Origin of the sequence: Thermomonas sp. (genome assembly GCF_046293095.1) — a bacterium.
GTDB lineage: Bacteria > Pseudomonadota > Gammaproteobacteria > Xanthomonadales > Xanthomonadaceae > Thermomonas.
The window spans coordinates 35,965-54,745 of sequence record NZ_JBKBPN010000003.1 but is presented as its reverse complement, the minus strand read 5'-3'; the positions used below and the strand labels follow the sequence as shown (position 1 = coordinate 54,745).

General features: G+C 70.8%; 19 protein-coding genes. 8 read left to right on the top strand and 11 right to left on the bottom strand.

Going from position 1 to position 18,781, the window contains the following annotated elements; genetic code table 11:
• Nucleotides 1–4: 4 nt before the first annotated feature.
• Complete coding sequence (locus tag ACK4SG_RS06355; protein WP_409600871.1) at nt 5–3,079, bottom strand: diguanylate cyclase; 3,075 nt, start codon at nt 3,077–3,079, stop codon at nt 5–7.
• Between the two features lie 117 nt (nt 3,080–3,196).
• Complete coding sequence (locus ACK4SG_RS06350) at nt 3,197–4,579, bottom strand: L-serine ammonia-lyase (RefSeq protein ID WP_409600869.1); 1,383 nt, start codon at nt 4,577–4,579, stop codon at nt 3,197–3,199.
• 72 nt (nt 4,580–4,651) lie between these two features.
• On the opposite strand from ACK4SG_RS06350, the gene ACK4SG_RS06345 reads away from it, so the two are divergent.
• The gene (locus tag ACK4SG_RS06345; RefSeq protein WP_409600867.1) at nt 4,652–4,885 is read left to right on the top strand and encodes a glutaredoxin family protein; all 234 of its coding nucleotides are present in this window, start codon (nt 4,652–4,654) and stop codon (nt 4,883–4,885) included.
• Nucleotides 4,886–4,949: 64 nt separating this feature from the next.
• Here ACK4SG_RS06345 and ACK4SG_RS06340 read toward each other — a convergent pair whose 3' ends face one another.
• Both ACK4SG_RS06340 and ACK4SG_RS06335 read right to left on the bottom strand, forming a co-directional pair.
• Nucleotides 4,950–5,495, bottom strand: a complete 546-nt coding sequence (locus ACK4SG_RS06340) for a YceI family protein (protein ID WP_409600865.1) — start codon at nt 5,493–5,495, stop codon at nt 4,950–4,952.
• Nucleotides 5,495–6,079 (bottom strand): cytochrome b, encoded by a 585-nt coding sequence (locus ACK4SG_RS06335; RefSeq protein WP_409600863.1) that lies wholly within the window; start codon nt 6,077–6,079, stop codon nt 5,495–5,497. Before ACK4SG_RS06335 ends, ACK4SG_RS06340 begins: the two co-directional genes overlap by 1 nt.
• Before the next feature lie 165 nt (nt 6,080–6,244).
• Here ACK4SG_RS06335 and ACK4SG_RS06330 point away from each other — a divergent pair, with 165 nt between their 5' ends.
• Nucleotides 6,245–9,760 carry a two-component regulator propeller domain-containing protein gene (locus tag ACK4SG_RS06330; protein ID WP_409600861.1) on the top strand — a complete coding sequence of 1,172 codons (3,516 nt, stop codon included), beginning with the start codon at nt 6,245–6,247 and terminating at the stop codon, nt 9,758–9,760.
• Nucleotides 9,761–9,961: 201 nt separating this feature from the next.
• On the opposite strand, the gene hemE is transcribed toward ACK4SG_RS06330, so the two are convergent.
• Together hemE and ACK4SG_RS06320 are read right to left on the bottom strand one after the other, a co-directional pair.
• Entirely contained in the window at nt 9,962–11,038 is a 1,077-nt protein-coding gene (gene hemE, locus ACK4SG_RS06325) for a uroporphyrinogen decarboxylase (RefSeq protein WP_409600859.1), read from the bottom strand.
• Nucleotides 11,039–11,125: 87 nt separating this feature from the next.
• Nucleotides 11,126–11,380 carry a hypothetical protein gene (locus ACK4SG_RS06320; RefSeq protein ID WP_409600857.1) on the bottom strand — a complete coding sequence of 85 codons (255 nt, stop codon included), beginning with the start codon at nt 11,378–11,380 and terminating at the stop codon, nt 11,126–11,128.
• A gap of 96 nt (nt 11,381–11,476) precedes the next feature.
• Here ACK4SG_RS06320 and ACK4SG_RS06315 point away from each other — a divergent pair, with 96 nt between their 5' ends.
• A complete protein-coding gene (locus tag ACK4SG_RS06315; RefSeq protein ID WP_409600855.1) occupies nt 11,477–11,857 on the top strand; it encodes a VOC family protein in 381 nt (126 codons plus the stop codon).
• A gap of 13 nt (nt 11,858–11,870) precedes the next feature.
• Here ACK4SG_RS06315 and aroB read toward each other — a convergent pair whose 3' ends face one another.
• A complete protein-coding gene (gene aroB / locus ACK4SG_RS06310; RefSeq protein ID WP_409600853.1) occupies nt 11,871–12,971 on the bottom strand; it encodes a 3-dehydroquinate synthase in 1,101 nt (366 codons plus the stop codon).
• The gene (locus ACK4SG_RS06305) at nt 12,968–13,501 is read right to left on the bottom strand and encodes a shikimate kinase (protein WP_409600851.1); all 534 of its coding nucleotides are present in this window, start codon (nt 13,499–13,501) and stop codon (nt 12,968–12,970) included. The genes aroB and ACK4SG_RS06305 overlap by 4 nt, the downstream gene beginning before the upstream one ends.
• Nucleotides 13,502–13,608: 107 nt before the next feature.
• Here ACK4SG_RS06305 and ACK4SG_RS06300 point away from each other — a divergent pair, with 107 nt between their 5' ends.
• From ACK4SG_RS06300 to ACK4SG_RS06285, 4 genes are read left to right on the top strand one after another with little or no spacing between them, the layout of a single operon-like run.
• A complete protein-coding gene (locus ACK4SG_RS06300; protein ID WP_409600849.1) occupies nt 13,609–13,812 on the top strand; it encodes a dodecin family protein in 204 nt (67 codons plus the stop codon).
• 37 nt (nt 13,813–13,849) lie between these two features.
• Nucleotides 13,850–14,446, top strand: a complete 597-nt coding sequence (gene pdxH, locus ACK4SG_RS06295; protein ID WP_409600847.1) for a pyridoxamine 5'-phosphate oxidase — start codon at nt 13,850–13,852, stop codon at nt 14,444–14,446.
• The gene (locus tag ACK4SG_RS06290; RefSeq protein WP_409600845.1) at nt 14,443–14,787 is read left to right on the top strand and encodes a hypothetical protein; all 345 of its coding nucleotides are present in this window, start codon (nt 14,443–14,445) and stop codon (nt 14,785–14,787) included. Before pdxH ends, ACK4SG_RS06290 begins: the two co-directional genes overlap by 4 nt.
• Nucleotides 14,784–15,584 (top strand): cobalamin-binding protein, encoded by an 801-nt coding sequence (locus ACK4SG_RS06285; RefSeq protein WP_409600843.1) that lies wholly within the window; start codon nt 14,784–14,786, stop codon nt 15,582–15,584. Before ACK4SG_RS06290 ends, ACK4SG_RS06285 begins: the two co-directional genes overlap by 4 nt.
• Here ACK4SG_RS06285 and ACK4SG_RS06280 read toward each other — a convergent pair.
• The 3 genes from ACK4SG_RS06280 to ACK4SG_RS06270 are packed head-to-tail and all read right to left on the bottom strand — an operon-like array spanning nt 15,572 to nt 17,566.
• Nucleotides 15,572–16,060 carry a DUF4426 domain-containing protein gene (locus ACK4SG_RS06280; protein ID WP_409600841.1) on the bottom strand — a complete coding sequence of 163 codons (489 nt, stop codon included), beginning with the start codon at nt 16,058–16,060 and terminating at the stop codon, nt 15,572–15,574. The two genes, ACK4SG_RS06285 and ACK4SG_RS06280, sit on opposite strands and share 13 nt — an antisense overlap.
• Before the next feature lie 10 nt (nt 16,061–16,070).
• Entirely contained in the window at nt 16,071–16,889 is an 819-nt protein-coding gene (proC, locus tag ACK4SG_RS06275) for a pyrroline-5-carboxylate reductase (RefSeq protein WP_409600839.1), read from the bottom strand.
• On the bottom strand, nt 16,886–17,566 hold the full coding sequence (locus ACK4SG_RS06270; protein ID WP_409601338.1) for a YggS family pyridoxal phosphate-dependent enzyme: 681 nt from the start codon (nt 17,564–17,566) through the stop codon (nt 16,886–16,888). Before ACK4SG_RS06270 ends, proC begins: the two co-directional genes overlap by 4 nt.
• 157 nt (nt 17,567–17,723) lie before the next feature.
• On the opposite strand from ACK4SG_RS06270, the gene ACK4SG_RS06265 reads away from it, so the two are divergent.
• Nucleotides 17,724–18,761 carry a type IV pilus twitching motility protein PilT gene (locus ACK4SG_RS06265; protein WP_409600837.1) on the top strand — a complete coding sequence of 346 codons (1,038 nt, stop codon included), beginning with the start codon at nt 17,724–17,726 and terminating at the stop codon, nt 18,759–18,761.
• Nucleotides 18,762–18,781: the final 20 nt, after the last annotated feature.

Sequence of the window (18,781 nt, the reverse complement as noted above, 5' to 3'; positions counted from 1 at the left end):
CTGTTCAGCCCCGCCCCGGCGTATCGCCCGGCGGTTGCCCCAGGCCGTGGCCAAACAGCTCCAGCAGCCCGCTTTCCAACAGCTTGCGCGGGTTGCCCTGGAAGGATGCCAGGTCATCCCGCGCGGTCGCGCCCGGTCGCGGCCGATAGGCCATCCAGCCGTTGCGGCCCGATGTCTTGGCCTGGTACATCGCGCGGTCGGCCAGGGTCACCAGTTGCTCCCAGTCCAGCAGGTGCGGGTGGTGGGCGAACAGCGGGCACTCCACCAACCCCGCCGACACCGTGAGCCGGTGCTCGACGCCGTTGCCGAGGTCGAAGCGGTGCGCGGCAATGCGCGCGCACAGACGCTCGCCGATCCCCGCCAGGCTGCCGCGGGGTTGGGGGCGCAGGACCAGCAGGAACTCCTCGCCGCCCCAGCGCGCCACGTAGTCGCCGCTGCGCTTGAGCTCGCCCAGCAACTGGCCGAGCTGCTCCAGCACGCGGTCGCCGGCGGCATGGCCCCAGGTGTCATTGATGGTCTTGAAGTGGTCCACATCGAGCAGGGCGATCACCATCGCCTGATGCCCCTCGGAGAAGGCCGGATCGCGCTCGTAGAAGGACAGGTCGATGGGCAGCTGCTGGGTGAGGTAGCGGCGGTTGTACAGGCCCGTGAGCGGGTCGGTGAAGCTGATTTCCTTGAGCCGGGCATTGGCTTCCTGCAGGGCCTGGGTGCGTTCCTGCACCAAGCGCTCCAGCGCGGCGCGTTGGCGGCGATACCGGTATTGCAGCCAGCGGTAGCCGGCAAACACCAGTCCTGCAAGCACCATGGCAAGTACGGCCGCAAACGCCTTGGTCTGGTAGAAATGCGCCGGCACGTGCAGCCGCAGCCGGGCAGGGCCGGCCAGTGGCGCATCGGGGTTGCGATCGACCAGCTCGAACAGGTAATCGCCCGGTGCCAGCCCGGCATAGGCGATGCTGCGTTGACCCGGGGTGTCTAGGGCCTGCCAGTCGCGGTTATGGCCGACCAGCCGGTAGTGCAGCTCGGGCAGGCGCGCCGGGTCGAGCGCGGGCGCGCTGAACTCGATCTTCAGGCTGCGCACATCCAGGGGCAGGCGCAGGCCCTTGGGCTCTGGCAGGAACGTCTGCTGGCCCGCCACCACGCGTTCGATCCGCAGTGGCCAGGCCGGTCCAGCAGGCAGGGGGGCGGCACTGACCTGCAGCACGCCTTCACGGGTAGGCAGCCACAGCAGGCCATCGCGCAGCAGGCCGCGGCCATTGCCGACGCCGTTGCAGCATTTGCCAGGCTGGCCGCCGGGGCGGTCGAAGCCGGAGTTGATGACGATGCGCGCCTGCAGCGGTGTGGCGGGGTTGTGGGGAATTCGCCGAAGCGCGCGCAGGGGCAGGCGGTAGATGCCCTGGGCGCCGGCCACCCAGAGGTCCTCGCCGATTTCCACCAGATGGGTCGGCACGTTGGACGGCAGGCCATGGGATTGCGCCAGTTCGTGCCAGCGCCGCTGCGCGTACAGCCAGAGTTGTTGGTCGCCGCCCAGCACCAGGGTGCCGTCGCCCAGCTCCAGGAGTGCGGTGACCCCGACCCCGTCCGGCAGCCCGGTCTGCCGGCCCAGGGGCTGCAGCGTGCCGTCCTGCCAGGCATACAGACCCTGCGCGGTACCCAGTAACAGGCGGCCGTCGCGGGTCTGGTACAGGATGCGCACGCGTGGATCGGTCAGGCCCGCCTGCGCGTCATAGCGTTGCAGCCTACCCTGCCAGAGCCGGAAGGCGCCTTGGGCGGTGCCAAACCAAAGCGCCCCATCGCGCGTGCGCAGGATGGCGTGCACTTGCGCCCCTTGCAGCGGGGCCAGCAGCGGCGGGAGTTCGGGCTGGGGCTGACCGCGCCGCAACACGGCCACCCCGCCGCGGGTGCCGATCCAGAGTGCATCGGGTTCGGCCAGCAGGCTGTAGGCATCCGGATGCGGCAGGGCGCCGCCGCGCACCACCGGCGTGAAGCGGCCGGCCTGCCAGCGGGACACCCCGTCGCTGCCGCCCACCAGCACGCTGCCGTCGGGTGAGGCCACCACCGTCCACAGCAACGGGGAGGTCAGCCCCTCCGACGTGGAGAGCAGCCGGGTCCGGCCATTCCAGATCCTGGCCAGTCCGTCGGTCAGGCTGCCGGTCCACAGGCTGCCCTCCCGGTCTTCGAAGATCACCCGGACGTTGCGGCTGCCGGGCTGCTGTTCGATGCGCTCCGGCGGGCGGCCGGGGAACAGCCGTTCCAGGTAGTGCGGGGTGGCCAGCCAGAGGTTGCCGTCGCGGTCGCAGGCCAATGCTTCGATGGCGCGCAGGCGCTCACCCTGCTGGCCGGCCACCAGATCCCAGTGCTGGTCGCGCAGGCGCAACAGACCGCTGCGGGTGCCGGCCCAGAGCGTGCCGTCGCACCACGCCAGATGATCGGCGTCGGCATGTTCCAGCCCGGCCGGGAAGGGCAGCACCTGCCGCTGTCCGTGCTGGATCCGGGTCACCTGGCCCGGGCTGCCCGCCCACAGGGTATCGCCTTGTACCAGCAGGCCGGTGACCGGGCCGGGCAGGGCATGCAAGCGGCGCAGTCGCTCACCGGCGACGCTGTACACGCCATCCGGCCCGGCCGCCAACACGGTGTCGCCCGCCAGCGTCAGGGCGTTCACCGGGAACCGGCGTGCGCTGGGAATGGGATCGGCCGGCACCGTCCGCAGCTGGCCCTGGGCCAGCACCAGCAGGCCTTGCGGGGTGCCGATCCACAGCCGGCCCTGGCGATCCGGCAGCAGCGCCTGCGCCATGTTGTCCAGGCCCAGCACGCGCGGGCGGGAAACGCGTTCGAAGTGCACCCCGTCGAAGCGGACCAGGCCCGCCTGGGTGGCCAGCCAGAGCCGGCCTTCGGCATCCTGGGTGATGGCCATGACGCTGATCTGCGGCAGGCCCTGCGCCACGTCCCAGGTGTCAACCAGGTAATCGCGGTAAGGCTTGTCTGGCTGCAGCGCGGCGGCCGGCAACACAATCGCCCAGGTCAGCAGGGCGCAGGCGGCCCACTGCGTCAGGCGGACATAGGCCCGGCGCAGGCCGCACACATTCCGCGCGGAGGATGGACAAGCGATCGCGATGCCCCCCGAGACCGTTCCGGTTTCCAGATTAACCCTAAACCGATAGCGGCCAGCAAGGGCAGGACTTGACCCCGGCCCGGCCGGTCAGCACTCGATGACGTTGACGGCCAAGCCGCCGCGGCTGGTTTCCTTGTATTTGTCCTGCATGTCGCGGCCGGTGTCGCGCATGGTCTTGATGACCTTGTCCAGCGAGACCTTGTGGCTGCCGTCTCCGCGCAGGGCCATGCGGCTGGCGTTGATCGCCTTGACCGCGCCCATCGCGTTGCGCTCGATGCAGGGGATCTGCACCAGCCCGCCGATCGGGTCGCAGGTCAGGCCCAGGTTGTGCTCCATGCCGATCTCGGCGGCGTTCTCGACCTGCCCCGGTGTGCCACCCAGCGCGGCGGTCAGGCCCGCGGCGGCCATCGAGCAGGCCACGCCCACCTCACCCTGGCAGCCCACTTCGGCACCGCTGATCGAGGCGTTTTCCTTGTAGAGGATGCCGATCGCGGCGGCGGTCAGCAGGAAATCGAACACGCCCTGCTCATGGGCGCCGGGGCAGAAGCGGGTGTAGTAGTGCAGCACGGCCGGCACGATGCCGGCGGCACCGTTGGTGGGCGCGGTGACCACGCGGCCGCCGGCGGCGTTTTCTTCGTTCACTGCCAGCGCGTAGAGGTTGACCCAGTCGAGCACGGTCAGCGGATCGCGCAGCGCGGCTTCCGGTTTCGCTGCCAGTTCGGCGTGCAGCGCCGGGGCGCGGCGCGCCACGTGCAGGCCGCCCGGCAGGGTGCCGCCAGCGCGCATACCGCGCGCGACGCAGCTCTGCATGGCCTGCCAGAGCTCGCGCAGGCCGTCGCGGATGGCCTCCGGCGTGCGCCAGGCCTGTTCGTTCTCGAACATCAGCTGGGCGATCGTCAGCCCGCTGCGCTGGCACTGCGCCAGCAGCTCGGTGCCGCTTGCGAATGGATACGGCAGCGCAGTGGTGTCGGCGACGATGCGGTCCTCCGCGGCTTCGTCCTGGTTCACCACGAAGCCGCCGCCGACGGAGTAGTAGTCGCGGGTGGCGATTTCGCCACCGTCGGCATCGAAGGCGGTGAAGCGCATGCCGTTGGTGTGGAAGGGCAGTTTCTGGCGCTTGTTCATCACCAGGTCGCGCTTCTCGTCGAAGGCGATCTCGTGCTTGCCGCCCAGCCGCAGGCGCTTGCTGGAGCGGATGCGTTCCAGCGCGGACGGGATGATGTCGGGGTCGATTTCGTTCGGCCAATGGCCTTCCAGCCCCATCAGCACCGCCTTGTCGGTGCCGTGACCGCGGCCTGTCAGCGCCAGCGAGCCGAACACCTCGGCGCGCACGCGCGCGGTGCGCGCCAGCGCGCCGTCCTCTTCCAGCCAGTGGCTGACGAAGCGCGCGGCTGCGCGCATCGGGCCGACCGTGTGCGAGGAGCTGGGGCCGATGCCGATCTTGTAGAGGTCGAAAGTGGAGACGGCCATGGACGCGGGGATCGCCGGGAGAGGGAGGGCGGTATTCTAGGCGCCCCGCGAGGCCCACCACGACGCAGGCGTATGGGACTGATCCTCTACCAGCGCGACCACTGCCACCTGTGCGACCAGGCGCTGGCCGCGCTGGCGGCCGCGCGCGCGCCGGCGTTCGAAAGCGTGTTCATAGACGAGGACGCGGCGCTGGAGGCGCGCTATGGGCTGCGCGTGCCGGTGCTGCACGACCCGACCAGCGGCGACGAGCTGGACTGGCCGTTCGATGCCGACACCCTGCGCGTGTTTCTGCGACTTCACCCTTGAGGAAGGTCTGAACAACCCCGTTCTGGCGTTGTCAGCCCATGCCGCGCCCGGCGCAGGCGGGATGTCAGGGCGCCGGGGCCAACACCACGCGCGTGCTGACGGCGATGGCATCGGGGATCAGGCCCGTGTCCGCCCATTGCCCGCCGCCCACGCCGAACGCCAGCCGTGGCACCGCGGCGCGTCCGAACAGCACCGGCCTGGCGCCTGGCGTCCATTCGAACGTCAGCGTCACCGGCTTGCTGACGCCGCGCAGGGTCAGCGAGCCGTCGGCGGCGTAGCGGTTACCGCCGAGCGCGCGGAAGCGGGTGGCCACGTAGGTGGCCTGCGGGAACTTGGCGGCGTCGAAGAACGCTGCGCCGCGCATTTCACCGTCGTAGTCCGGGTTGCGCGTGGTGGCGGTGGCCATCGGGATGGTCACTTCCAGCCGCGAGCTTTGCAGCCGCTGCGGGTCGAACGACAACCGGGTGGTGAAGCCCGGGAAGCGGCCAACGAACACGTCGCCCTGGTATTTGCCGGCAAAAGCGAGGGTCGAGCCGGGCGCCTGCACGTAATCGGCGGCTATGGCGGGAACGGACAGGGCCAGCAGGGCTGGCAGCAGGAACGTGCGCATCAGTGTGTCTCCAGGGCGTCGTGCGCGCGTGCGCGCCGGCGGCCGCGCGGCAGCATGCGGGACAGGGTGGCATCGCGCAGGAACAGGTGGTGATGGAACGCGGCGGCGGCATGCAGCACCACCAGCGTGGCCATCGCCCAGAACAGCAGCTCGTGCGCTTCCACCCACAGCGCGTGCAGGGCTTCGTCACGCGCCGCCAGTGATGGCAGGTTGACCAGGCCGAACCATTGCAGCGGGAAGCCGGCAGTGGAATTGAGCAGCCAGCCGGTCAGCGGTAGCGCCAGCAGCAGCACGTACAGCGCGACGTGGGTGATGGTGGCGATGCGCGACTGCCAGTGCGGCGTGCCGGGTATCGGTGCTGGTGCGCCGGCACGCCAGCGCACCAGCAGCCGCAGCAGCGCAAGCCCCAGTATGGTCAGGCCAATCGACTTGTGCAGCGCGTAGGTCGCGATCTTGTCCGGGCCGTTCGGGAGGTCGCCCATGGTCAGGCCCAGCCAGGCCATTACCAGGATCAGCACGGCGACCAGCCAGTGCAGCAGTTGGCTGGCGCTGCTCCAGTCGGTGCGCGGCGCGGGCGTGGGCATGACAGGGCATCCGTCCTAGAGTTGCAGGGATTCTAGAGGTCGCCCACTGGCCGCGGTGCGCTTGCAAGTGCAACGCTCCGTTGCCAGCATCCCAAGTGGGGAAGGCGGGCAGATGCCGCCGCGCAGTGCGCACGGCGGGCTGCCGCTTGGACGACAGGGGGAGGCATGGCAAACCGGATCTGCCTGATGGTGCTGTTGTGGCTGGCGTGTGCGTGCGCGCTGGCGGCCGTGCCGGAGCGCCCGCGCTTCCGCATCGTCGGGCCTGCGCAGGGGCTGCCGTCCACCGAGATCCGCGCGCTGGCGCGCGACGCCGACGGTTATCTGTGGGTGGGTACGGCGGACGGTCTGGCCCGCCACGACGGGGTCGGCATGCGCGTTTGGCGCTATCAGCCGGGTGACGCCAACGGCCTGCCGGGCAACCATGTGCAGGCTCTGGTAGTGGATGCCGCCAACCGCGTCTGGGCTGCGGTGGAGGGCGAAGGCGTCAGCGTGCTGGATGCCGGCCGTCGCCGGTTCACCCATCTGCGCCGCGCCACCCATCCTGCGCTGGGCAGCGACGATGTCTGGGCGATGGCGCCGCAGGGCGGGGCCGTGTGGCTGGGCACTTACGACGGCGGCCTGACCCGCGTGGATGCGGACGGCGCGATGCGCCGCTACACCGCCGACCACGACCGTCTGCCGGCAGATACCGTGCTGGCACTGGCCACCGATGCGGGGGGCGTGCTGTGGATCGGCACCACCGCGGGACTTGCCCGCCTGCGCGGCGACGGCGGTATCGAACCGGTGGCGCTGCCCGGGGCCGAGGGCGTGCCGATGGTCTATGCACTCTCGTCGCAGCCGGACGGTCTGTGGGTGGGCACCTCGGTGGGTGTGTGGCGCCTTGCCGGCGGCCGCTGGATGCAGCCGGACTGGTCGCCGATGTTCCACCGCCCCAATGCTCTGGTGGCGATCGCCACCGACCGCGACGGCCACCACTGGATCGGCAGCCAGCGCGGCCTGTGGCGTCAACGCGATGCCGCCCCGCCGGTACCGGTGCCCTTGGGCGGTCCCGACATCCCGCGGGTCATCAACAGCCTGGTGCTGGCGGACAACGGCGGCCTGTGGGTGCCGGTGGCCGGCCTGGGCCTTGGCTACCTGCGCTCCGACTGGCGCCAGTTGGCGGATTTCAACGGCCCGGCCGACGGACTGCAGGGTGCCATGTACCGGGCAATGGCCCGGGCCAACGGCGGCGGTGTGTGGCTGGCCGGACAGGGAGGGATGATCGAGCACATGGACAGCGAGGGCAATGTCACCGCGCTGTCTCCTGATCTGCTGGCACGCCTGCGCAGCGTCAAGCCCTCGGCGATCGTCGAGGATGCCGGCGGTCGGCTGTGGGTGGCGCACCGCGGTGGGCTGGTGCGGATTGGCACTGATGGCGCGATCGACGAATGGACACCCGGGGACCCCCGCGCGCCGGCCCCGGCCAGCCTGATCGTCCGTCTGGCGCTGGGGCCGGACGGCAGCCTGTGGGTCTGCGCGCCCGGTGCCGGCATCCAGCAGCGCGACCCCGCGACCGGTGCACTGCTGCGCGACCTGCCGGCGGGCGCGGCGAGCGGGTTGGACGATGCCGACATCGACGAGCTGGTGCTGGCGCCGTCGGGCGCGCCGTGGCTGGCGGCCCGGCAGGGCGTGTTGCGCTTCGACCCGGCGGCTGGGCGCTTCCAGGCGGTGCCGGGGTTGGACGGCGAGCGCGCATTCTCGCTGGTGTTCGACGGTGCGGACACGCTGTGGGTGCAGCGCCTGTCGGGGCTGATGCAGTACCGCTGGCGCGATGGCGGTTGGCGCGAGGCGCAGCGCATCGATGCCCGCCAGGGCTTGCCGGCGGTGGCCGCCTCCGCGCTGCTGGTGGATGCCCGCCATCGGGTCTGGATGACCACGTCGCGCGGCCTGTACCGCTGGGACCCCGCGCTGCGGATATTGCGCCGGCTGGGCGCGGGCGAGGCGGGTGGCAGCGAGGAATACATCGAGCGGGCGGCGCTGTGGCGCGACGACGGCGTGCTGGTCGCGGCCACCGCAGACGGCGGCCTGCGGCTGGTGGATGCAGAGATGGCCGACCCCGCGCCGATGCGCCCGGCGCTGCGTTTCGACGGCTTCGCCGTCCGGCGAGCCGGCGCCTGGCAGAACCTGCCATTGCAGGATGGCGTGGCGCTGGCGGTGGGCGATCGCGAACTGCAGGTGTCCGCGCGCCTGCTGGCCTTCGACGACCCGGCGGGCAACCGCTACTGGTCCCGCCTGGACGGCTTCGACCGCGACTGGGTGGCCTTGGGGGCCAGCGGCGAGCGCGTGTTCACCGGCCTGGCGCCCGGCCGCTACACGGTGCGCGTGCGCGCCCGTGATGCCGCAGGCAACGTCGCGCCGGAGCAGCGCCTGACGTTGCGGGTGCCGCCGCCGTGGTGGCGCAGCCCGCTGGCGCTGGCCGCGTGGACGCTGCTGGCGCTGGCGCTGTTGGCCACGCTGGCATGGACGTACCGGCAGCGGCTGCGGCGTCGCCATGCCTGGCAGCTGGCCGAGCAGCAGCGCCAGCTGGCCGAGCAGGCGTCGGAGGCGAAATCGCGGTTCCTGGCCACCCTCGGCCACGAGGTGCGCACGCCGATGACCGGCGTGCTGGGCATGGCCGAACTGCTGGAAGGCACGCCGCTTGACGCACGCCAGCGCGGCCACGTGCAGGCCATCCGCCGCGCCGGCGAACACCTGCTGCGCCTGGTGAACGATGCGCTGGACATGGCGCGCATCGAAGCGGGCAAGCTGGAACTGGCGCCGGCGCCGTTCGCGCTGCGGCCGCTGCTGGACGAGGTGGCCGGGCTGATGGCGCCGCTGGCGGCGCGCAAGGGCTTGGCGTTCGACCTGCGCGTGGCGGCAGGCCTGCCGGTGGCGCTGCTGGGCGACCGCACCCGTGTGCAGCAGATCCTGCTGAATCTGGTCGGCAACGCGGTGAAATTCACCGAGGCCGGGCACGTGGCGCTGGAGATCACGGCATTGTTGCCGCAGGGGGTGCGCATGGTGGTGGCCGATACCGGGCCAGGCTTGGGTGAAGCGCAGCGGGAACGGCTGTTCCGCCGCTTCGAACAGGCCGACGGCGCGCGCACCGCGGCGCGCTACGGCGGCAGCGGCCTGGGCCTGGCGATTTCGCAGGAACTTGCGGCGGCGATGGGGGGCCGCATCGCGGTGGAGAGCACCCCGGGGCAGGGCACCCGCTTCATCGTGGAACTGCCGCTGCCCGCCGCGGCGCCTCCGGGCGCGGACACGACCGCGGGGCCGGCGTCATCGGTGCCCGCCGGCCGCGCGCTGCTGCTGGTCGAGGACGATGCCATCGTGGCGGAGGCCATTGCCGGCCTGCTGCGGGCGCAGGGCCATGCGGTGACGCATGTCGGGCATGGCCTTGGCGCGCTCACCGAAGCCGCCACCGGGCGCTTCGATGCCGCCCTGCTGGACCTGGACCTGCCGGGCATGGACGGCCTGGCGCTGGCCCGCGCGCTGCGCGAGAGCGGTTTCGCGGCGCCGCTGCTGGCGGTTACCGCGCGTGCCGATGCGGAGGCCGAAGCGCAGGCGCGCGCGGCCGGCTTCGATGGGTTCCTGCGCAAACCCGTCACCGGGGCGATGTTGGCGCGTGCGCTGGAGACGCTGCGGGACGTGAAGGGATAGCCCGCGCGCCTGTTGCGGTGCCTGCCCGATGGCGTGGCTGGGCGGTGTTTCGTGATGCGCCCGCGCGTCCAGAGACACGCGTCGTGAAGCGGGCCTGGCTGCGGCATCGCACCCGGCGCCAGCGGGCCGCGCAAGTCGCTCCCCGATACTTGCCTGGTTGCGCTGCCCGCTGGCGCCGGATGCTCGTCGCAGCCGTGGGTGTCAGCGCTTGCTGTAGGCGTGCACTTCGTCCACCAGCACGGCCACGTGGTCGGGGTTCATGTCCGGCGACATGCCGTGGCCAAGGTTGAAGACGTGGCCTTCGCGGCTGCCACCATTGCCGGCGGCGTAGCTGTCCAGCACCGCGCGGACCTGCGCGCGCACCGCCTCGGGGTTGCCGTACAGCATCGCCGGATCCATGTTGCCTTGCAGTGCCACCCGGCCAGCGTTGCGGCGCGCGGCATCCTCCAGTGTCACCGTCCAGTCCACACCGATGGCGTCGGCACCGCTGGTGAACAGCGCGTCGAGGTGCGGGGCATTGCCCTTGCCGAACAGGATCACCGGTGCACCGAGCCCTTTCAGGGCGGTGGCGATGCGGGTGAGATAGGGCAACGAGAACTCGCGGTACATCGCCGGGCCCAGCGTGCCGCCCCAGGTGTCGAACACCTGCAGCGCCTGCGCGCCTGCGGCATGTTGCGCGCTGAGATAGGCGATCACCGCCTCGGTGATCGTGGTGAGCAGCCGGTGCATGGCGGCCGGTTCGTTCAGCGCCAGTGCCTTGACCTTGCCCCAGTCCTTGCTGCCGCCGCCTTCCACCATGTAGCAGGCCAGCGTCCACGGGCTGCCGGAAAAGCCGATCAGCGGCACCCGGCCGTCCAGCTCGCGGCGGATCAGGCGCACCGCGTCCATCACGTAACGCAGCTCGGTCTCCATGTCGGGCACGGCCAGTGCGTCGATCTCGGCCACGCTGCGCAGCGGGCGCTCGAACTTCGGGCCTTCGCCCTCGACGAAATGCAGGCCCAGCCCCATCGCGTCAGGCACGGTGAGGATGTCGGAGAACAGGATCGCCGCATCCAGTGGGAACCGGCGCAGCGGTTGCAGAGTGACTTCGCAGGCCAGTTCCGGGGTCTTGGCCATGGCCAGGAAGCTGCCGGCGGCCTTGCGGGTGGCGCGGTATTCCGGCAGATAGCGACCGGCCTGGCGCATCAGCCAGACCGGGGTGCAGTCCACCGGTTCGCGGCGCAGCGCGCGCAGGAATCTGCTGTCGAAAGCAGGGCCGTTCTTCAGGGGCGTGGTCACGTGGGACTCTCCGGGCGGGGCATCGTGCCCGCGTGCGCGGGCAGCCGGTGGAAGGGGCGGTGGCGAACGGTGATCGCCGCGCTGGCGTCATTTCGGCGCATCGGCGCCCTGCGCGAACACCAGCTGGAAACCTTTCTTCAGCTGCGCGTCGCGTTCCTTCTCCAGCGCCGCCAGAGCGCTGGGCTGGTCGCTGTACAGGGTCTTGCGCAGGGTGCTGCGGCCGCCGGTCTGGCCGGTCTCGCGCAGCAGCTCCCACCCGCCCAACAGGTCAGGCTGGAGCTGGAGCTGGACGAAGCGCGGAGCTTCGCCAGCGAGAGGACGTTGTTGCAGCAGCAGGCGCATGGGGCGGCATTGTAAGGTGCGTGGCCGGCGCCCGCGCGCCCCGGCGCTACATCGCCGGCCGGCCGTGCTGGCCGGGGAGCACTTCAGGAGGACGACATGCAGCGCGTGATCGGCATCGGCGGCATCTTCTTCAAATCACCGGATCCCAAGCGCCTTGGCGCCTGGTACCGGACGCATCTTGGCGTGGACGTGACGGACTGGGGTGGCGCGGTGTTTCCGTGGGGTGGTCCTGACAGCGCGCCCGGCATGACCCTGTGGACGCCACTCGCCGCGGATTCGGACTACATGGCTCCCAGCACCGCGCCGTTCATGGTGAATTTCCGGGTGGCCGACCTTGACGCGCTACTGGCCGCGCTGCGTGAGGAAGGCTGCCAGGTGCTCGACAAGCGCGAGGACTCGGAATTCGGCAAGTTCGGCTGGGTGATGGACCCGGATGGCAACAAGGTCGAGCTGTGGGAACCGCCGCCGGGGCAATGAGGCCTGCGACCGGTCAGCCGGCGTCGCCCAGAACCGCCAATACCGCAGCTTCCTCCACACCGGTCACCACATGGGCCAGACCGGGGCCGTCCCAGAGGATGAAGCGCAGGCCGTCCGCCTGCGCCTTCTTGTCCAGCCGCATCCGCGCCAGCAGTGCGTCCGGCGCCAGCCCGGCAGGCAGTGCCACCGGCAGGCCGAAGCGCAGCAGCAGCGTACGCAGCGCCTCCGCGTCCGCCCAGGAGGCCAGCCCCAGCGTGGCCGACAGCCGCGCCGCCAGCACCATACCCACGGCCACCGCCTCGCCGTGGTTGAGGCCGTCGCCGTAGCCCTGCTCGGCTTCAATGGCATGGGCGAAGGTGTGGCCGAAGTTGAGCAGTGCGCGTTCGCCACGTTCCAGCGGATCGCGTGCGGTGATCGCGGCTTTGTGTTCGCAGCTGCGGGCGATGGCCTCGGCCAGTGCGTCTGATTCGCCTGCCAACAGGGCGTCGGCGTGGTCGGTCAGCCAGGCGAGGAAGGCGGCATCGCGGATGGCACCGTACTTGATCACTTCCGCCAGCCCTGCGCGCAGCTCGCGCGCTGGCAGGGTGCGCAGCGTGGCGGTGTCGGCCACCACCGCGCGCGGCGGATGGAAGGCACCGACCAGGTTCTTGCCCTGCGGAATGTCCACCGCGGTCTTGCCGCCGACCGAGGAATCCACCATCGCCAGCAGGGTGGTGGGCAGCTGCACGACGTCGATCCCGCGCATCCAGCAGGCGGCGGCGAAGCCGGCCATGTCGCCCACCACGCCACCGCCGAGCGCGAACACGCAGGCGTCGCGGGTAGCGCCCAATGCCGCCAGCGCGTCGATCACGCTGCCGAAGGTGGCCAGGGTCTTCTCCGCCTCGCCGGCGGGCACCACGTGGCGGGCCAGGTGCAGGCCGGGCCGGGCGGCGCGCAGCGCGGCCTCCACCCGGTCCGCGTACAGCGGCGCCACATGGCTGTCGCTGACGATCAGCGCGTGGCGGCCGCGCAGCGTCTCCGCCAGCAGCGCGCCGTCGTCGAGCAGGCCGGGGCCGATATGGATGCGATAGGGCGCGGCGCCGGCCACGTCCACCGTGCGTGCGGTTGCGGTCATGCGGGGTGGCTCTCCAGGGATGCCAGTCGGTCGGCCAGCATGCGGGCCGCAGCATCGGGCGCCAGCGTGCCGGGGGTGAATACGAGATGCGCCGTGTCCCGGTACAGCGGCTCGCGCTGCGCCTGCAGGGCGGCCAGGGTGCCGGCCGGATCGGCGGTCTGCAGCAGCGGCCGCCCGGTATCGCCGCGGAGCCGCGCCAGCTGGATCACCGGATCGACGGTCAGGTACACCACCGTGCCGGCTGCGCGCATCGCCGCCCGGTTGCCGGCGTCGAGCACCGCGCCGCCGCCCGTGGCGACCACTGCGGGTGCGCCGGCCAGCACGGCGCGCAGGGTGTCCGACTCGCGGCGGCGGAAGCCGGCTTCGCCTTCGGCGGCGAACAGCGCCGGGATCGACTGGCCGTGATCGGCCGCGATGCGCGCGTCGACGTCCACGAACGCGCACCCCAGCCGGGCTGCGAGCGCCTGGCCCAGCGTGGTCTTGCCGGCGCCCATCGGGCCGACCAGGACGATGTGGTGGGAAACATGCATGCGCCACATGCTAGCAGCGGGGGCACTGGCGCCTGCGCGCTGCGTTCACGCGCCGGGGTGCAGGGTAGAGGTCCGGCAATGCCGCCGGGCCACGTGGGAGCCGCGCCATGTCCGTCGCCAAGGTCATCGAACTGAACGCATCGTCCAAGACCAGCATGGAGGATGCCGTGAAGCACGGCCTGCGCAAGTGCGCGGAGTCGGTGAAGGGCATCAAAGGCGCCTGGGTCAATGAGATCAAGGTTGTCACCGACGATGCCGGCAACGTGCAGGAATGGCGCGTCAATTTGCGGGTGAGCTTCGTGGTGGAGTAGGCGTGCGCGGTGCGTCCAAGCGCGCGACAATGCACGCATGGACATCCTCCCCACCGACATCCTCGCCACCTTCCAGACCCTGTTCGACGAAGCCGCCGCGGCCGGCGAGCCCGACCGCACCGCGATGACCCTGGCCACGGCCACGCCAGATGGCCGCCCCTCGGCGCGCACGGTGCTGCTGAAAGCGCATGACCCACGCGGCTTCGTCTTCTACAGCCATCTTGACGGCCGCAAGGGGCGCGAGCTGCAGGCCAATCCGCGCGCAGCGCTGCTGTTCCATTGGCCGCGCGTGCGCGACGGCGTGCAGGTGCGGATCGAAGGTGCGGTGGAGGTGGTCTCCGACGACGAGGCCGACGCCTATTTCGCCAGCCGTCCGCGCGGCAGCCAGCTCGGTGCTTGGGCGTCGAAACAGTCGGAGACGCTGGACACGCGTGAAACCTTCGAGGCGCGGCTGGCCCAGTTCGAGCGCGAATTCGAGGGGCGCGAGGTGCCGCGACCGCCGCGCTGGACCGGCTTCCGGGTGGTGCCACATGCGGTGGAGTTCTGGTACGGCGCGCAGTACCGCCTGCACGAGCGCCAGTTGCACGAGCGTGGCCCGGACGGCACCTGGACGGCGCGGATGCTGTATCCGTGACTCTGCGGCCGGTCTACCGGGTCACCGTGTTCGTGCCGCCCGCGCACCTGGAGGCGTTGAAAGCCGGGCTGTGCGCGGTGGAGCCGCTGGTGCTGGGCGATTACGCCGAGGTGCTGTGGACCGCAGCGCCGGGCGAGGAGCAGTTCCGCCCGCTGGCCGGCGCCCGGCCGGCCCAGGGCAGCGTAGGTGAGCTGGCCCGGCTGCCGAGCGTGCGGCTGGAATTCTCGTTGCCGCGCGAGCCCGAACGCCTGGCGCGCGTGATCGACGAAGGCATCCGCCCCCACCACCCGTGGGAGGTGCCGGCGATCTTCGTGGACGAGTGCTGGGCCGCGCTGCCGTGAGCGGGCCGCGCCGCATCGTCTGTCTGACCGAAGAGCCCACCGAGGTTCTGTACGCGCTGGGCGAGCAGGACCGCATCGTCGGCATCAGCGGCTTTACCGTGCGGCCACCGCAGGCGCGACGAGAAAAGCCCAAGGTCAGCGCCTTCACCAGCGCCAGGATCGACGAAATCCTGAAGCTGGAGCCCGACTTCGTCATCGGCTTCTCTGACATCCAGGCCGACATCGCCGCCGAGCTGATCCGCCGCGGCGTGGAGGTGTGGATCAGTAACCACCGCAGCGTGGACGGCATCCTGGACTACGTGCGCCGGCTGGGCGCGCTGGTCGGTGCCGGCGACCGCGCTGCCGCCTATGCCGATGCATTGCAGCGCAGGCTTGCGGCCATCGCGGATGAAGCAGCGCGGCTGCCGCGCCGGCCGAAGGTGTATTTCGAGGAATGGGACGAGCCGCCGATCACCGGCATCCGCTGGGTGGCGGAGCTGATCCGCATCGCAGGTGGGGATGACATTTTCCCGGAGCGTGCGGCAGAGCCGCTGGCAAAGGCGCGCATCCTCGAGGATTCCGACGAGGTCGTCCGCCGTGCGCCGGACATCATCCTGGGCAGCTGGTGCGGCAAGAAATTCCGGCCGGAGAAGGTTGCCGGGCGTCCCGGCTGGGGCGCCATCCCTGCCGTGCGTGATGGCGAACTGCACGAGATCAAGTCGCCGCTGATCCTGCAGCCCGGCCCCGCCGCGCTGACCGATGGCGTGGCGGAGATCGCCCGGATCCTGCAGGCCTGGGGCGTGGCTCAGCGGGGGTAGAGCTCCGCGGTGGTGGTCAGCTCGGTCCGCGCGCCGTTGCGGATCGCGGTGACACGGAACTGCACGCTGGCCGGTGGCCGCGCGGCGAACACGCCGATGTAGTCGGTCAGGCCGTCCACCTGGATCGGTTGCAACTGCAGTCCCTTCGGCGGGTCGGGCAGCACGGTGGCGGTGGCCGTGAGCTGCAGGTCGCCGACCGGCAGGGCGTTGCCGTCTGCGTCGCGCACGGTGACGACCAGCAGCGCACCATCCTGGTGGCCGTCCAGGCCGTAGCGCGTGGCCATGGCGGCATTCAGATTGGCGATGGCCACCGCCGAGGCTTGCAGGGTTGCATCGTCCACCGTGGCGGTGCTGATGCCGGCGCCCGTGGAGACCATGGCGTTGGCGGCCGGGGTGGGCGCCTGCGAGCCGCCGCACCCGGCGAGCAGCGGGGCAAGCAGCAGGAGGGTCACGAGGGACGCGCGGGTCCGATGCATGGCGGTAGCCTCAGTCGTTGGCGGCGGACAGTTCCATGCCGCGTACGCGCGCGGCATGCACGGCGGATGCGACCAGCGTGCGGAAGCCGCCGGCCTCGAAGGTCTCGATCGCGGCCTGGGTGGTGCCGCCGGGTGAGGTCACGCGATGGCGCAGCTCGGCGGCGTCCACGTCGGACTCGGTGAGCATGCGTGCGGCGCCCAGCACGGTCTGCAGCGCCAGGGTGCGGGCAGCGTTGGCCGGCAGGCCCTCGCGGATGCCGGCATCGATGAGGGCTTCGGCCAGCAGGAACACGTAGGCCGGGCCACTGCCGGAGACGGCGGTGACCGCGTCCATCTGGGCTTCGTCGTCAATCCAGACGGTCTTGCCGGTTGCACCCAGCAGGTTGTCGGCCAGGGCGCGGCCGGCGGCGTTCACCCGCGCGCTGGCGAACAGCCCGGTGACGCCCGCGCCCAGCAGGGCGGGGGTATTGGGCATCGCGCGCACCACCGGCAGGCCACCGCCCAGCCAGCGGTCCAGTTGCGTTGAGGTGATCCCGGCGGCGATCGAGACCACCAGCGGGCGTGCGGCCTGCGCCAGCGGAGCCAGGCCCTCGCAGACGCCGCGCAGCACCTGCGGCTTGGTGGCAAGCATCCAGGTGCTGGCGCCTGCCACCGCCTGCGCCCCATCCGCGAACACGGACACGCCGAAATCATTGCGCAGGGCATCGCGCAACGCCGGCACCGGTTCCGCCACGCGAATGTTGGCAGGCGCATGCCCGCGCCCCACCAGGCCGCCAATCAGGCTGCGCGCCATATTGCCGCCGCCGATGAAGGCGATGGAATCGTTCATGCTTCCGGATCCTTGTGTTTGGGCGGGCGCGGGCCGAACAGCGCGCTGCCGATGCGCACCATGGTCGCACCTTCCTCGATGGCCGCCACGTAGTCATCGCTCATGCCCATCGACAGCGTGTCGATATGGGGATGGCGGGCTGCGGTGGCGTCGAACAGTGCCGACATCGCGCGGAACGCGGCGCGCCGCCGCGCCGGGTCCGGGGCCGGGGCCGGGATGGCCATCAGGCCGCGCAGGCGCAGGGATGGCTGCGCGGCGATGGCGTCGGCCAGGGCGGGCACGTCCTCCGGCCGGCAGCCGTGTTTGCTGGCTTCGTCGTCGATGTTTACCTGAATCAGCACGTTCAGCGGCGGGGCGTCGTCCGGTCGGTGTCGCGCCAGCGCGTCCACCAGTTTGGCGCGGTCCACCGTCTGCACCCAGTCGAAGGCCAGGGCGGCGTCCTTGGCCTTGTTCGACTGCAGATGGCCGATCAGATGCCACTCCAGGCCCAGCGGCCTGAGGGCCTCGATCTTGGGCAGTGCCTCCTGCACGTAGTTCTCGCCGAACGCGCGCTGGCCGGCTGCGGCCATCGCGGCCACCGCCTCGGCATCGCGGGTCTTCGACACCGCCAAAAGGCGCGGCGGTGGCCTGTTGGGGCGTCGTACCGCGTTAGCGATCGAGGACAGGGCCGTTTGCAGGGCTTGGCTGGCGGGAAGCACTGTGTGCTGGGTGGGGTGTGGCACGGTGGTTGAACGCTGGCGTGGATGGCGCTCATACTGCCTGCGGGGCGCGGCCGGTGCCACCCATCGGCCGGCGGCATGGACTTTCCGTATTCGCAAGGCGCAAGGGGAACGCATGGATATTGCCGAACTTCTGGCATTCTCGGTCAAGAACAAGGCCTCGGACCTGCATCTGTCCGCGGGGTTGCCTCCGATGATCCGCGTGGACGGCGACGTGCGCCGCATCAACATCCCGGCGCTGGAGCACAAGCAGGTGCACGCGCTGGTCTACGACATCATGTCGGACAAGCAGCGCCGCGACTTCGAGGAATTCCTGGAGGTCGATTTCAGCTTCGAGATCCCCGGCCTGGCGCGCTTCCGCGTCAACGCGTTCAACCAGAATCGCGGCGCTGGCGCGGTGTTCCGCACCATTCCCTCGGAGGTGCTGACCCTGGAAGACCTGGGCTGCCCGCGCATCTTCAAGGAACTGATCGAGCAGCCGCAGGGCCTGATCCTGGTCACCGGGCCGACCGGCTCGGGCAAATCGACCACGCTGGCGGCGATGATCGATCACATCAACAAGAACGAATACGCGCACATCCTCTCGGTCGAGGATCCGATCGAATTCGTGCATACCTCGCAGAAGTGCCTGATCAACCAGCGCGAAGTGCACCGGGACACCCACGGCTTCAACGAGGCGCTGCGCTCGGCCCTGCGCGAGGACCCCGACTACATCCTGGTGGGCGAGCTGCGTGATCTGGAGACCATCCGCTTGGCGCTGACCGCCGCGGAGACCGGCCACCTGGTGTTTGCCACCCTGCATACCAGCTCGGCGGCCAAGACCATCGACCGCATCATCGACGTGTTCCCGGCCGGCGAGAAGCCGATGGTGCGCTCGATGCTGTCGGAGTCGCTGCGCGCGGTGATCGCGCAGGCACTGCTGAAAAAAGTGGGCGGCGGCCGCACCGCGGCGTGGGAGATCATGGTGGGCACCCCGGCCATCCGCAACCTGATCCGCGAGGACAAGGTGGCGCAGATGTATTCGGCCATCCAGACCGGCCAGGGCTCCGGCATGCAGACGCTCGACCAGCATCTGCAGGAGCTGGTCAAGCGCGGCATGGTCAGCCGCCAGCAGGCCCGCGAGTACGCCAAGGACAAGCGGCTGTTCGAATAAGCGGTACGTCGCCGACGTAT